The organism is Serratia sp. CY44782 (assembly GCF_052168715.1).
GTDB classification, from domain to species: domain Bacteria; phylum Pseudomonadota; class Gammaproteobacteria; order Enterobacterales; family Enterobacteriaceae; genus Serratia; species Serratia nevei.
The window spans coordinates 164,402-178,266 of the sequence record NZ_JBJNME010000007.1; the positions used below are offsets into that span (position 1 = coordinate 164,402).

At 60.7% G+C, this 13,865-nt stretch carries 16 protein-coding genes; 7 read left to right on the forward strand and 9 right to left on the reverse strand.

The window, feature by feature from the left end; genetic code table 11:
• Positions 1-22: 22 nt before the first annotated feature.
• The 7 genes from ACJ8HT_RS15005 (at position 23) to ACJ8HT_RS15035 (ending at position 7,773) form a co-directional block, all read left to right on the forward strand.
• Positions 23-799 carry a DUF4311 domain-containing protein gene (locus ACJ8HT_RS15005; RefSeq protein ID WP_197653042.1) on the forward strand — a complete coding sequence of 259 codons (777 nt, stop codon included), beginning with the start codon at positions 23-25 and terminating at the stop codon, positions 797-799.
• Positions 800-810: 11 nt separating this feature from the next.
• Positions 811-1,461, forward strand: coding sequence for a DUF4310 family protein (locus tag ACJ8HT_RS15010; RefSeq protein WP_004937013.1), 651 nt, complete (start codon positions 811-813; stop codon positions 1,459-1,461).
• Between the two features lie 63 nt (positions 1,462-1,524).
• Complete coding sequence (locus tag ACJ8HT_RS15015; RefSeq protein WP_055316837.1) at positions 1,525-2,664, forward strand: amidohydrolase/deacetylase family metallohydrolase; 1,140 nt, start codon at positions 1,525-1,527, stop codon at positions 2,662-2,664.
• Complete coding sequence (locus ACJ8HT_RS15020) at positions 2,648-3,766, forward strand: DgaE family pyridoxal phosphate-dependent ammonia lyase (protein ID WP_126180454.1); 1,119 nt, start codon at positions 2,648-2,650, stop codon at positions 3,764-3,766. The genes ACJ8HT_RS15015 and ACJ8HT_RS15020 overlap by 17 nt, the downstream gene beginning before the upstream one ends.
• Positions 3,763-4,503: a 2-dehydro-3-deoxy-phosphogluconate aldolase gene (dagF, locus tag ACJ8HT_RS15025; RefSeq protein ID WP_194572449.1), complete on the forward strand. Its 741-nt coding sequence runs from the start codon at positions 3,763-3,765 to the stop codon at positions 4,501-4,503. Before ACJ8HT_RS15020 ends, dagF begins: the two co-directional genes overlap by 4 nt.
• 87 nt (positions 4,504-4,590) lie before the next feature.
• Entirely contained in the window at positions 4,591-5,805 is a 1,215-nt protein-coding gene (locus ACJ8HT_RS15030) for a lactonase family protein (RefSeq protein WP_195873711.1), read from the forward strand.
• 51 nt (positions 5,806-5,856) lie between these two features.
• On the forward strand, positions 5,857-7,773 hold the full coding sequence (locus tag ACJ8HT_RS15035) for a BglG family transcription antiterminator (protein WP_194572448.1): 1,917 nt from the start codon (positions 5,857-5,859) through the stop codon (positions 7,771-7,773).
• A gap of 46 nt (positions 7,774-7,819) precedes the next feature.
• Here ACJ8HT_RS15035 and npr read toward each other — a convergent pair whose 3' ends face one another.
• From npr to kdsC, 9 genes are all read right to left on the reverse strand, one after another.
• On the reverse strand, positions 7,820-8,092 hold the full coding sequence (npr, locus tag ACJ8HT_RS15040) for a PTS phosphocarrier protein NPr (RefSeq protein ID WP_004937034.1): 273 nt from the start codon (positions 8,090-8,092) through the stop codon (positions 7,820-7,822).
• Positions 8,089-8,943: an RNase adapter RapZ gene (gene rapZ / locus ACJ8HT_RS15045; protein ID WP_015379177.1), complete on the reverse strand. Its 855-nt coding sequence runs from the start codon at positions 8,941-8,943 to the stop codon at positions 8,089-8,091. The genes npr and rapZ overlap by 4 nt, the downstream gene beginning before the upstream one ends.
• A 129-nt stretch (positions 8,944-9,072) precedes the next feature.
• Complete coding sequence (gene ptsN, locus ACJ8HT_RS15050) at positions 9,073-9,534, reverse strand: PTS IIA-like nitrogen regulatory protein PtsN (RefSeq protein WP_016930212.1); 462 nt, start codon at positions 9,532-9,534, stop codon at positions 9,073-9,075.
• Positions 9,535-9,689: 155 nt separating this feature from the next.
• Positions 9,690-9,977 carry a ribosome hibernation promoting factor gene (hpf, locus tag ACJ8HT_RS15055; protein WP_004937038.1) on the reverse strand — a complete coding sequence of 96 codons (288 nt, stop codon included), beginning with the start codon at positions 9,975-9,977 and terminating at the stop codon, positions 9,690-9,692.
• Between the two features lie 23 nt (positions 9,978-10,000).
• Complete coding sequence (gene rpoN / locus ACJ8HT_RS15060) at positions 10,001-11,434, reverse strand: RNA polymerase factor sigma-54 (protein ID WP_049198529.1); 1,434 nt, start codon at positions 11,432-11,434, stop codon at positions 10,001-10,003.
• A 52-nt stretch (positions 11,435-11,486) separates the two neighbouring features.
• Positions 11,487-12,212 (reverse strand): LPS export ABC transporter ATP-binding protein, encoded by a 726-nt coding sequence (gene lptB, locus ACJ8HT_RS15065; protein WP_004937040.1) that lies wholly within the window; start codon positions 12,210-12,212, stop codon positions 11,487-11,489.
• A 6-nt stretch (positions 12,213-12,218) separates the two neighbouring features.
• Complete coding sequence (lptA, locus tag ACJ8HT_RS15070; protein WP_025304377.1) at positions 12,219-12,758, reverse strand: lipopolysaccharide ABC transporter substrate-binding protein LptA; 540 nt, start codon at positions 12,756-12,758, stop codon at positions 12,219-12,221.
• Positions 12,727-13,305, reverse strand: coding sequence for an LPS export ABC transporter periplasmic protein LptC (gene lptC / locus ACJ8HT_RS15075; protein WP_004937047.1), 579 nt, complete (start codon positions 13,303-13,305; stop codon positions 12,727-12,729). The genes lptA and lptC overlap by 32 nt, the downstream gene beginning before the upstream one ends.
• Positions 13,302-13,856, reverse strand: coding sequence for a 3-deoxy-manno-octulosonate-8-phosphatase KdsC (gene kdsC / locus ACJ8HT_RS15080; RefSeq protein WP_021505108.1), 555 nt, complete (start codon positions 13,854-13,856; stop codon positions 13,302-13,304). Before kdsC ends, lptC begins: the two co-directional genes overlap by 4 nt.
• Between the last annotated feature and the right edge of the window lie 9 nt (positions 13,857-13,865).

The window sequence follows — 13,865 nt, forward strand, 5'->3', positions numbered from 1 at the left end:
GCATAAATGAAAGGGTATACTGATGTTTTTAATCATCTTATTTAAATCGATTATTATCGGTGGGCTGGTGGGGGTCGGCGTAGGGGCCGGCGCCGCGCGCATGTTCCACGCACCGACAACACAGGGCATGGGGGCGTTTCGCACCCTGGGCGAGCTGAATTCCTGCGAGGGCGATCCGGCTTCCCACTTCTCATTCGGTCTGGGCTTCTTCTTCAACGCCTGGGCGTCTTCCGTGGCGGCGGGCTCCTTCACGCAGGACGTCGACCACCGCATCATCCCGCACTGGGGCGCGGCGGCCCTGATGGTCAAGAACCGCAATCTGGCGCAAACGCTGCACGATCCGAAAAAAATGGCCATTGCCTGCGGCATCATCGGCATGCTGGTGGTGACGTTCCTCAATACCACCGCTTCCGCCGTGCCTGCCGCGCTGCAGGTCACCGCGATCAAGGTGCTGGTGCCGGCGGCTAACCTGCTGGTGAACACCGTGATGCCGGTGATCTTCTGGCTGGCGGCGATCGACGCCGGGCGCCGTTCCGGCTTCTGGGGCACCATCTTCGGCGGCCTGGCGCAGCTGATCATGGGCAACGCCGTACCGGGCCTGGTGCTGGGCATTCTGATCGGCAAAGGCGTGGAAGAGAGTGGCTGGAACAAGATCACCAAGATCATGATGGCGGTAATCGTGCTGCTGTTCGTGCTGAGCGGCTTCTTCCGCGGCTTCGACATGAAAGTTCTCGAGTCCTTCAGCCTAGGCGTGCCGGGCTGGCTGGACGCCATTCACAACACCCTGAGCGGTAAATAAGGAGCGGGATGATGGAAGAGCAAACCCAAAAAGGCTTCTGGTACGCCGACTGGTCATTCCCGATTTTTGTTGGCCTGCTGTCCTCCGGCGTGTTCGCCGGGACGCACATGTACTACCTGTACGGCATCGGCGCCTTTAACGAAGTGGCGTTCGTTTCCATGCTGCGGGCGGGGATGGACACCGGCGTGTATGGCGCGGTGGCGGCGTTCGGCGCCAGCTTCCTGTTCGCGCGCATCATCGAAGGCTCGCTGGTGGGCATCCTGGACATCGGCGGCGCGATCCAGACCGGCGTCGGGCTGGGCGTGCCGGCGCTGCTGCTGGGGGCCGGCATCGTGTTCCCGGTCGCCAACTTCGCCGCTTCGCTGGCCACCGGGCTGATCATCGGCCTGGCGATCGGTTACGTGATCATCCTGGCGCGCAAATTCACCATTAATCAGAGCAACTCCACCTATGGGGCGGACGTGATGATGGGCGCGGGCAACTCGTCGGGCCGTTTCCTCGGGCCGTTGATCATCCTGTCGGCGATGACCGCCTCGATCCCGATCGGCATCGGTTCGCTGCTTGGCGCGCTGCTGTTCTATATCTGGGGTAAACCGATCACCGGCGGAGCGATCCTCGGCGCGATGATTTTGGGGGCGATCTTCCCGGTAGCCATTTCTTAAGAGGCCTGCGCCAGGCGCCGTCCGATGCTGCGGCGGCGCCCGGGCTAACAGGAGCAATGCGGTATGTATGACTTAGTAATTAGAGGCGCCAGATTGGCGGACGACACGCTGATCGATCTGGCGGTGAAAGACGGCAAAATAGCCTCGGTCGGGCGGTTGGCGGCGGACGTCAGCGCCGTTCGCCAACTGGATCTGGCGGGCAACTGCCGCCTGAGCGCCGGTTGGATCGATGCGCACGTGCACTGCTATCCCGACTCGCCGATTTACCATGACGAGCCCGATCGGGTCGGCGTCGCCAGCGGCGTTACCAGCGTGGTCGATGCCGGCAGCACCGGCGCCGACGATATCGACGCCTTTTATCAGCTGACGCGCAGCGCCAAAACCAACGTGTTCGCCTTCCTCAACATCTCGCGCATCGGCCTGCTGCGGCAGAACGAGCTGGCGGAGTTGACGGACATCGACAAGCACGAGGCCGGCCAGGCCATCGCCAACCATCCCGGCTTTATCATCGGCATCAAGGCGCGCATGAGCAGCAGCGTGGTGGGCAAGAACGGCACCCGGCCGCTGGTGTTGGCCAAAGAGATCCAGCGGGAAAACCGCCAGCTGCCGCTGATGGTGCATATCGGCAACAACCCGCCGAATCTGGACGAGATCGCCGATCTGCTGACCCGTGGCGACATTATCACCCACTGCTACAACGGCAAACCGAACCGCATTCTGACGCCGGCGGGCACGCTGCGCGAATCGATCCAGCGCGCGCTGCGGCGCGGCGTGTTGCTCGACGTGGGGCACGGCACCGCCAGCTTCAGCTTCGAGGTGGCGCGCCAGGCGATCAAGCTGGGCATTTTGCCGCATACCATCAGCTCCGATATTTACTGCCGCAACCGCATGAACGGGCCGGTGCACAGCCTGGCGACGGTGATGTCCAAATTCTTCAGCGTTGGCCTGACGCTGCCGCAGGTGATCGCCTGCGTGACGGAGAACGCCGCGTCGGCGCTGCAACTGAGCGGCAAAGGGCGGTTGGAGCCGGGTTATGACGCCGATTTCACGCTGTTTGAACTGCGCCGCGAACCGCAGGTGTTCGCCGACGCCGAAGGGCAAACCGCCGAGGGCGAACAGCTGTTGGTGCCGCTGGCCGCGGTGGTGGCCGGGGAAATCCTATTAACCGAACAAGGGGAGGCAGCCCATGTCTTCGATTTATGAAAAATACGGTTTGAAGCAGGTGATCAACACCTCCGGCCGCATGACCATTCTCGGCGTTTCCACGCCGCGCCAGGACGTGATTGACGCCGTTGACTACGGCCTGAATCACTATTTCGAAATCAAGGATCTGGTCAACAAGACCGGCGCCTACATCGCCGATCTGCTCAACGTGGAGGACGCGGTGATCGTTTCCTGCGCCTCGGCGGGCATCGCCCAGTCGGTGGCGGCAGCGATCGTCAAAGATAACGCCAATCTGCTGGTGAACCTGCACTCGGCGCCGATCGCCGTGCCGCGCGAGATCGTGTTGCCGCGTGGTCACAACGTCAACTTCGGCGCACCGGTAGACACCATGGTGGCGCTGGGCGGCGGCAAGGTGGTGGAGGCGGGCTACGCCAACGAATGTTCGCCGGAGCAGATTGAAGCCTGCATCACGCCGCAGACGGCGGCGATCCTGTACGTCAAATCGCACCACTGCGTGCAGAAAAGCATTCTGTCCGTTGAACAGGCGGCGGTGGTGGCGCGCAAACATAATCTGCCGTTGATCGTCGACGCCGCGGCGGAAGAAGATCTGATGTGTTACTACCAGATGGGGGCCGATCTGGTGATCTACAGCGGCGCCAAAGCCATTGAAGGGCCGACCAGCGGCCTGGTTATCGGCAAGAAACAGTACGTCGAGTGGGTGAAGCTGCAGTCCGGCGGTATCGGTCGGGCGATGAAGGTCGGCAAAGAGGGCATCCTCGGCCTGACGCAGGCGATTGAAAGCTATCTGACGCTTGAGAAAACCACCGGACAACAGATGGTGGCGCGGATGACGCCGTTCCTCGATAGCCTCAACACTCTGACCGGCGTCAGCGCCAAAACCGTCTGGGACAGCGCCGGCCGCGATATCGCCCGCGCCGAGATCACTTTCGACGAAGCGGTGCTGGGGCGGTCGACCTATGACATCGTTCAGGCGCTGAAAACCGGCGATATTGCCATCTACTTCCGCGGCTACAAGGCCAACGAGGGCAAGATTGAGGTCGACGTGCGCAGCGTCGACGAGCAACAGCTGATGACCGTCTTTACCTGTATCAAAAACCTGTTTACGGAGAAACAAGCATGAAGCTGCAGCCTAACTATTATCGCGATCGCGTCTGCCTGAACGTGCTGGCCGGCTCCAAAGCCAACGCGCAGGAGATCTACGCCGCGGCGGAAGGCCATGTGCTGGTGGGTGTGCTCTCCAAGAACTACCCGGACGTCGACAGCGCGGTGACCGACATGCTGCGCTATGCGCGCCTGATTGAAAACGCGCTCTCGGTCGGCCTGGGCGCTGGCGATCCGAAGCAGTCGGCGATGGTCAGCCTGATCGCTCAGCAGGTGCAGCCGCAGCACGTTAACCAGGTGTTCACCGGCGTCGGCACCAGCCGCGCGCTGCTGGGCCAGGACGACAGCGTGGTCAACGGCCTGGTATCGCCGACCGGCCGCGTCGGCTGGGTGAAGATTTCTACCGGCCCCTTGAGTGCCGCAGCGCCTGACGGCATCGTGCCGGTGGAAACCGCCATCGCCTTGCTGAAGGACATGGGCGGCAGCTCGATCAAGTATTTCCCGATGGGTGGCCTGAAGTGCAAGGACGAATACCAGTACGTAGCCAAGGCCTGCGCCGAGCATGACTTTATGCTGGAGCCGACCGGCGGCATCGATCTGGAGAATTACGAGCCGATCGTCGAGATCGCGCTGGCGGCCGGCGTGAAACGCGTGATCCCGCATATCTACAGCTCGATCATCGACGCCGCCAGCGGCGACACGCGTCCGCAGGACGTGAAAACCCTGCTGGCGATGACCAAAAAGCTGGTGGGCTGAACGCGCAATGGGATGAGGTAAACGCTGGGAGGCGAAGGTTTTCCCGTGGCGCGGCATGCCGCGCCGTTACCTATACTGAGGATTACTATGCGAAACTGGCAGGTTCCAACCCGACGCACCGCGTTGTTCCTGGCGCTGCTGGCCGTGACCGGCCCGGCGCTGCATGCTGAGGATGCAATGAATTCCACGTCATCTCATTTCGCCTATATCGGCACCTACAATCCCAACGGCGAAGGCGTTTACCGGGTGCAGGTCGATCCGGCCAGCGGCGCGCTGAGCCACACTACGCTGGTCAGCAAAGTGCCGAATCCGGCGCAGCTGACGCTGGGCGCCGATGGCAAGACGCTGTATGTCGCCAGCGAAGTGGCCGATTTCAACGGCGGCAAACACGGCGGCATCACCGCTTACCGGGTCAATCCGGCCGACGGCGACCTGACGCAGCTCAACCAGGTGGATTCGCAGGGAGCGGGGCCGGTGTATCTCTCATCGACGCCGGACGGGCGGCATCTGCTGGTGGCCAACTACGTCAGCGGTAGCGTGGCGGCTTTCCCGATTGAAGCGGACGGCAGCCTGGGCGCCGCCAGCTCGGTGCAGCAACAGCAGGGCCCGGCGGGCGCGGCCAAACCGGCGGCGGCGGTGAACGGCAGCTTCGCCATCAGCGATCACAACGGCCCGCATGCCCATATGATCGCCAGCGATCCGAGCGGCAAGTTCGTGTTCTCCACCGATCTGGGGTTGGATCGCATCTACCAATGGCGCTTTGACGCCGCGAGCGGCCGGCTGACGCCGAACGATCCGCCGTGGATCGCCGCCTCTTCCGCCGGCGCGGGGCCGCGTCACTTTGTGTTCCATCCGGACGGCGAAACCGTGCTGCTGGTGAACGAAGAGGCCTCGACGTTGACCAGCTACCGTTTTGATCGCCAAAAAGGTACTCTGAAACAACTGCATGCGGTTTCCGCACTGCCCGCCGACTATCAGGGCACCAGCTTCGCTTCGGGGCTGGCGCTCAGCAAGAACGGCGACACGCTGTACGTCGCCAACCGGCTGCATAACAGCATTGCCCAGTTCAGTGTGGGCGCCGGCGGTGAGTTGAAGCCGGTGGCGGAAACCTGGACGCGTGGCGATTACCCGCGTTCGCTGGCGCTGAGCCCGGATGGCCGCTATCTGTATGCGTTGAACCAGCGCAGCGATAACGTTACCCGTTTCAGCGTAAACCCGACGGACGGCAAACTCAGCTTTGTGGGCGGCTATCTGCCGATCGGCAGCCCCTCGCAAATGGCGTTCCTGCCGCCGCCGAAGTAACCCGTGGCCCGCCCGGTTCACCGGGCGGGTTGCCTGATTGACGGACACAGAATGGTGCGATTTCCTTACCCGCGTTTGGCTTACTTGTTCGATGCTTTGCAAACCGAGACTTTGCCGCAGGATGAGCTGGCGAAGCGTTTCGCCGTGTCCACCCGCACGGTGCGGGCGGACATCACCGCGCTGAACGAGATTCTGGACAAATACGGCGCGCGTTTCGTGCATAGCCGCGGGGCCGGCTATCGCCTGCAGGTCGATAACGCCGCGCTGTTCAGCGCCCTGCAGCATCAGGATCGCCGCAAGCACGCCACCCCGCGCAGCGCGCAGGAGCGAGTGCATTATCTGCTGGTGCGTTTTTTGACCTCAGCCTTCTCCCTTAAACTGGAAGATTTGGCCGACGAGTGGTTCGTCAGCCGCGGTACGTTGCAAAACGACATGGCTGAGGTGAGAGAGCGCCTGGCGCACTATCAATTGACGATCGAAACCAAGCCGCGCTACGGCATGAAGCTGTTCGGCGCCGAGATGGCGATCCGCGCCTGTCTCACCGATCTGCTGTTCCAGCTGCAGCTGGCCGACGCCGAGAACCCGCTGCTCAACAACGAGATCCTGCTGCAGCCGCAGGTAGCGGCGTTCGCCGGATTGCTGCACCCGCTGCTGTCGCAATATGCCATTCGCCTGACCGACGAGGGCGAGCAGTACCTGATCTTCTACTGCGCGGTGGCGCTGCGGCGCATCAACGACGGCTATCCGCTGCCGGACTTCGAGGTGGAAGACGGCGACGACGCGGTGCGTCAGGTGTCGACCCGCCTGGCGGCGGAGCTGCGTTCGGCCTCCGGTAAAGAGATCTCGATGGCCGAAGAGGCCTATTTGCGGGTCAACATTGCCGCGCGGCGCGTGCAGGACGTGCAGCCGACCGAGATCAACGCCGACGATGAAGAAGCGCTGGTGGACTACATCCTGTCCTACATCAACGCACACTATAACTACAACCTGCAGGGCGACGAGCAGCTGCGGGCCGATCTGCTCACCCATATCAAGACCATGATTACGCGGGTGAAATACCAGATCAATATCCCCAATCCGCTGTTGGCCAACATCAAGCAGCACTATCCGATGGCTTATGACGTGACGCTGGCGGCGGTCTCCAGCTGGGGCAAATACACCCCCTATACCCTGAGCGAGAACGAGATAGGCTATCTGGTGCTGCACATCGGCGTGGGGCTGGAGCGGCATTACAACATCGGTTATGAACGCCACCCGCAGGTGATGCTGGTGTGCGATACCGGCAACTCGACGGTGCGCATGATCCAGGCGCAGATTGCGCGCAAATATCCGCAGCTGGTGATGACGCGCATCGTCTCGCTGCGCGATTACGAGATGCTTGCACATATCGACGAAGACTTCGTGATTTCCAACGCCCGCATCGGCGAAAAGAACAAGCCGGTGGTGGTGATGTCGCCGTTCCCGACCGATTACCAGCTGGAGCAACTGGGCAAGCTGGTGCTGGTGGATCGCACCCGACCGTACATGCTGGAGAAGTTCTTCGACGCCGAGCATTTCATGGTGCTCAACGAGCCGTTGACGCAGGCGGAGCTGTTCAGCCGGGTGTGCGGCCAGCTGGAGCGGGAGGGGTACGTCGGCGCGGACTTCTATCCGTCGCTGGTCGAACGCGAGGCGATCGTTTCCACGCTGCTGGGCGAGGGCATCGCGCTGCCGCACTCGCTGGGGCTACTGGCCAAAAAGACTGTGGTGGTGACGCTGCTGGCGCCGCAGGGCGTCGCCTGGGGAGAAGGCGAGGTCGCGCACGTGATTTTCCTGCTGGCGATCAGCAAGAGCGACTATGAAGAGGCGATGGCGATCTACGAGCTGTTCGTCACCTTCGTGCGTGAACGCTCAATGAGCCGCCTGTTGGGCAGCGACAGCTTCGACAGCTTTAAAGCGGTGGCGCTGGACTGCCTGAGCCGGAGTTAAGGGGAAAGGATATGGGGGATTGGGCGCAAAGGCGCGCCCTCAGCGGCTAATCTTCATCAAACCCGGAGTTGAACAGCTCGACCACCGCCGCCAGCGCGTTGACTTCGTCGGGGCCGGTCGCTTCGACTTCGATATGCCGGCCCTGGGCGGAGTCCAGCATCAGCAGCGCGATGACGCTGCTGGCTTCGGCTTCGGTGCCGCTTTCGTTGCGCAGCATCACCTCGGCGTCGAAGCTTTGCACCAGCTCGAACAATTTCATCGCCGGGCGCGCGTGCATGCCCAGCTTGTTTTTGATTTCAACCGTCTGTTTGACCGTCATTGTTTGCGCTTTTCCAGCGTGCGGTGGCGCGACTGTACGTTCTTGCCGCGCGAGCGGAAGTAATCGGCCAGCTGTTCCGCCACGTACACCGAGCGGTGTTTACCACCGGTACAGCCGATGGCGACCGTCAGGTAGCTGCGGTTGTTGGTTTCCAGCATCGGCAGCCATTGCTCCAGGTAGCTGCGGGTCTGGTAGATGAAGTTGTGCACTTCGGTATGGCGATCGAGGAACGACGCGACCGGCTTGTCCAGACCGGTCATCGGCCGCAGCTTCGGATCCCAGTGCGGGTTAGGCAGGAAGCGCACGTCGAACACGTAGTCGGCGTCGATCGGAATGCCGTGCTTGAAGCCGAAGGATTCGAACACCATGGTCAGCTCACGCTCACGCTTACCCAGCAGGCGGGTGCGCAGCATTTCGGCCAGTTCGTGCACCGACATTTCCGAGGTGTCGATAATCAGGTCAGCCCGCGAGCGCAGCGGTTCGAGCAGATCGCTCTCTTCGTCAATGGCGCTTTCCAGCGACAGGTTTTTGCTGGAGAGCGGATGCAGGCGGCGGGTGTCGCTGTAACGGCGGATCAGCGTGTTGCGATCGGCGTCGAGGAACAGCAGCTGCGGCGAGAAGCTGTCCGGCAGCTGAGTCATCGCGTATTCGAACACTTCCGGCGATTCCGGCATGTTGCGCACGTCGATGCTGACCGCCGCGGAGATATTGCGTTCCGCCAGCGTGTTGGCGAGCTGCGGCAGCAGCACCACCGGCAGGTTGTCAACGCAGTAAAAACCCATGTCTTCCAGCGCCCGCAAGGCGACGGATTTTCCGGAACCGGAACGGCCGCTGACAATCATCAGCACCATGTGGCAACTCCCCTGGCATCGCGGCGGCGTTCATCGCCACCGGTGGAAACTTTGTTATTCCGGCCGCAGCCGGATCCATCATCGTGAAACAGTAGCGTTATCCGGGCTGGAAGTCACGCCGGCCGGGCCTCACTCGGTGATGATTTGGTAAAGCTCTTCGTCGCTCTGCGCGGCGCGCAGGCGGCGGCATACGGTTTTGTCGGCCAGGCGTTTGGCGACCAGCGACAGGGTATGCAAATGGGTTTTGCACTGATCGGCAGGCACCAGCAGCGCGAACAGCAGGTCGACCGGCTGGTTGTCGATAGCGTCGAAAGCGATGGGTTGGTCGAGACGGATAAACACGCCAACGGCCCGCAGTGTGTCCTCTTCCAGTTTGCCGTGGGGAATGGCGATACCGTTGCCGATACCGGTGCTGCCCATGCGCTCCCGGGTGAGAACCGCGTCAAACACCACCTGCGAAGGCAGATTGAGCTGTTTGGCGGCCAGTTCGCTGATAATTTCCAAAGCCCGCTTCTTGCTGGTGCAGTGTACCGAGCTTTTGGTGCACTCGATGTTTAACACCGAGCTTAATTGCATATATTCGTTGTTCATCTCATCTTCACTTAAAACCGCGCCGCCGGGCGCACCCGGCAAGGCGGTTTTTCGTCGGTTTTAACCCTGATTACCGTTCGGCGCGTCACCCATGCGGGTCACGCGCCGAAGGGCGAGGCTGCGACGGAGGCAACCTCACGGAATGGGTTAGGGTGTCAGTGTTGCTTCAATTTGTCTTTATGTTTGTTCAATTGACGTGCCAATTTGTCGATCAGCGTATCAATTGCGGCATACATATTCTCGTCTTCCGAGGTGGCGTGCAACTCGCCTCCATTCACGTGCACCGTTGCTTCCGCAATTTGCTGCACTTTTTCCACACTTAATACAACATACACCTGATTGATGCGATCAAAATACTGTTCGAGTTTGGCGAACTTGTTGTTCACGAACTCGCGCAACGGATCGGTGATTTCGATGTGGTGTCCGGTAATGTTGAGCTGCATAGTGTCTTCCTTCTCAATAGAGGTCAAACCAACTGTTTACGTTGGTTCGACGGCGGGATGGACAAAGACTCTCGGTACTTGGCGACGGTGCGCCGCGCCACAATGATCCCCTGATCGGAAAGCAGGGTGGCCAGCTTGCTGTCGCTGAGTGGTTTGGCGGGGTTTTCCGCCGCAATCAATTTCTTCACCAACGCGCGGATCGCCGTCGAGGAGGCTTCGCCGCCGCTGTCGGTATTCACGTGGCTGGAGAAGAAATATTTCAATTCGAAAATGCCGCGCGGGCTGTGCAGAAACTTCTGCGTGGTGACGCGCGAGATCGTCGATTCATGCATCTCCACGGCCTGGGCGATATCCGCCAACACCATGGGTTTCATAAACTCTTCGCCTTGCTCGAAGAACGCCTGCTGTTGGCTGACGATGCAGCGGGTGACCTTCAGCAGCGTCTCGTTGCGGCTCTCCAGGCTTTTAATCAGCCACTTGGCTTCCTGCAGGTTGCTGCGGATGAACTGGCCGTCGGCTTCGCTGCGGGCGCTGTTGCCCAGCGCGGCGTACTGCTGATTGATCTTCAAACGCGGTATGCTGTCGCCGTTGAGCTCGACCGTCCACGTGTTCTGCGTCTTGCGCACCAGCACGTCCGGGATCACGTACTCCGATTCGCCGGTATTGATCGACTGCCCCGGGCGCGGATCGAGCGACTGAATCAGCAGCATCGCTTCTTTCAGTGTATCTTCTTTTAGCCGGGTTGATCGCATCAGGCTGCGAAAGTCGTGGTTGGCCAACAAATCCAAATGGTCGCTGATGATCAGCCGCGCTTCGGCCAGATAAGGGGTGTCTTTAGCGTATTGGGAGAGCTGCACCAGCAGGCAATCGCGCAGATCGCGCGCGGCGACGCCGATCGGATCGAAACGCTGCACGCGCTTCAATACCGCTTCGACTTCTTCGAGGGTCACGTTTTCGTCACCCAGGCTTTCCAGAATGTCTTCCAGCGGCACGGTGAGATAGCCGGTATCGTCCACCGCATCGACGATGGAGGTCGCGATGGCGGCGTCGGTATCGGAGAACGGCGTCAGATCCACCTGCCACATCAGGTAATCCTGCAGCGTTTGGGTCGTCTCGCCCTGATAGACCGGCAGCTCGTCGTCGCTGTAATCGGTGCCGGTGCCGGACGGCGTACCGGCGGTGTAGATCTCATCCCAGGTGGCGTCCAGCGGCAGCTCTTCCGGCATGTCTTTCTGTTCCAGCGCCTCGCGGGTATCAAGCCCTTCGGTCTCCTGGGTTTCTTTAGCGTCGATTTCGTCGTGCAGATCGGTCTGTTCAAGCAGCGGATTGCTCTCGAGCGCCAGCTGGATCTCTTGCTGAAGCTCAAGCGTGGACAACTGCAGCAGGCGGATTGCCTGCTGGAGCTGAGGAGTCATGGCCAGCTGTTGGCTGAGCCTGAGTTGCAAACCTTGCTTCATAGTCTTCTGTCTACTTCCGTTAACGGTGTCGCCCCGCAGGGCGCGCCGGCGCTCAGAGGCGGAACTCTTCGCCCAGATAAACGCGTTTTACCTGCTCGTCGGCCAGAATAGCATCCGGCGTGCCGTGGGCAATCAGTTTGCCCTGGCTGACGATGTAGGCGCGTTCACATACGTCCAGCGTCTCGCGCACGTTGTGGTCGGTGATCAGCACGCCCAGGCCGCTGTCACGCAGGTGCTCGATGATTTTTTTGATGTCGATAACGGAAATCGGATCCACCCCGGCGAAGGGTTCGTCCAGCAGAATGAATTTCGGGTTGGCCGCCAGCGCGCGGGCGATTTCGACGCGGCGGCGTTCACCGCCGGACAGCGCCTGGCCGAGGCTGTCGCGCAGATGGGAGATGTGAAACTCTTCCATCAGCTCTTTGGCGCGGTCTTCGCGCTGTTCGCTGGTGAGGTCGGGGCGAATCTCCAGCACCGCCATCAGGTTGTCGTACACGCTCAGGCGGCGGAAGATCGACGCTTCCTGCGGCAAGTAACCGATGCCGCGGCGCGCGCGGGCGTGCAGCGGCAGCAGGCTGATGTCTTCTTCGTCGATCACGATGCGCCCGGCGTCGCGCGGCACGATGCCGACCACCATGTAGAAGGTGGTGGTTTTACCGGCGCCGTTCGGCCCGAGCAGGCCGACGATCTCGCCGGATTTCACTTTCAGGCTGACGTCTTCGACAACTTTACGGCCCTTGTAGGCTTTCGCCAGGTTTTCTGCGATGAGTGTTGCCATAAGTGATTAATTACTCTTTTTTTGCCCGTTTTTGTCTTGCAACTGCGACGGTACCAGAACCGTTGTCACGCGTTTGCCTTTATCGCTGAACGCCTGCATTTGCTGCTGTTGCACCAGATAAGTGATGCGATCGCCTTTCACGTTGCTGTCGAGCTGCTCCAGATAGGCGTTGCCCGTCAGGGTCACCAGCTGGGTCGCCACGTCGTAACGCACTTTCTGCGCGTGGCCTTTGACCGGCTTGCCGCTGTCCTGCATCTGGTAGAAGGTTACCGGGTTGCCGAACGCTTCAATATAGGTCTTATTCTGATCTCCGCCCGGGCGGGTGACCACCACCTTGTCGGCGCGAATATCGATGGTGCCTTGCTTGATCACCACGTTGTCGGTGAAGGTACTGACGTTGCTTTGCATGTCCAACGACTGCTTGAGCGAGTCGATGCTCACCGGCTGGCTGGAGTCGGATTTCAGCGCCAGAGCGGGGGCGCTGGCGGCCAAAACTAAGCTGCCGAGCAACAGGTTACGGAGTTGGTTTTTGGTTCTGAATTTCATAGTTGGTCTTAACCTTATCAATCAGCTCAGCGGTTTTGGTCCGCAGGTTCCCACGCATTTTCATGCCGTTAGAGGTAAAATTGGTCCCGTAAAGCGTGACTTCGTCATCGGAGGTGACGTCCTGGGTGACCAGGTTTACCTGAGCGTTGTCCGTCTTAATTTTTTCCAGCTGCGAGGTGGTGGTCAGGCTGTTTACCTCGACGTGACCATACAGATACAGCATCCGGTCTTTAGTCAGTTTGGCGCGATCGGCGCGAACTGACCAGGTGGCCACCGCATTCTCATCGAACAGCGTCATCACCGGCTGGGTGAACCAGCTCAGCTCGCCGGCGGTGTAATACTTCGCGTCTTCCGCCACCAGTTTGTAATTCAGCTTGCCGGCCGGGTTGTACACCACGGTGACCGTGTGCTGGCTCTGGTAAGTCGGATCCTGATCGTTGACCGGGCCAGGGGCCGTGTCGTCGCTGAAGTCCGTCATGTTCCAGCCGATCAATGCCAGAACGATCACCGTCAACAGGATGGTGATCCACAGTTTGGTTTTACTCATATCGACAGCCCTTTGGCGTCCTCCAGCTTATTTTGAGCCAAAAGAATGATGTCGCACAGTTCGCGCACCGCGCCGCGGCCGCCGGCAATGCGGGTGACGTAGTGGGCGCGCGGCGTCAGCAGCGGGTGGGCGTCCGCCACCGCGACCGCCAGGCCGACCTGCGCCATCACCGGCCAGTCGATCAGGTCATCGCCGATATAGGCGACCTGATCCGCCGTTAACGACAGTTTATCCAACAGTTCGCGGAAGGCCAAAAGCTTATCGGATTGCCCCTGATACAGATGGGTGATACCGAGCGTCTGCGCGCGGTCTTCCAGCAGCTTGGCGGAGCGGCCGGTGATGATCGCCACTTCGATGTCCGAGGTTTTCAAGCAGCGGATGCCGTAACCGTCGCGCACGTTGAACGCCTTCAGTTCTTCACCGTTGTTGCCCATGAAGATCAGGCCGTCCGACAGCACGCCGTCAACGTCGCAAATCAACAGGCGGATGTTCCCGGCACGCGCCATAACCTCTTGTTCTACCGGCCCGTAGCAGGTTTCTACCATACCCATTCCGTTCTA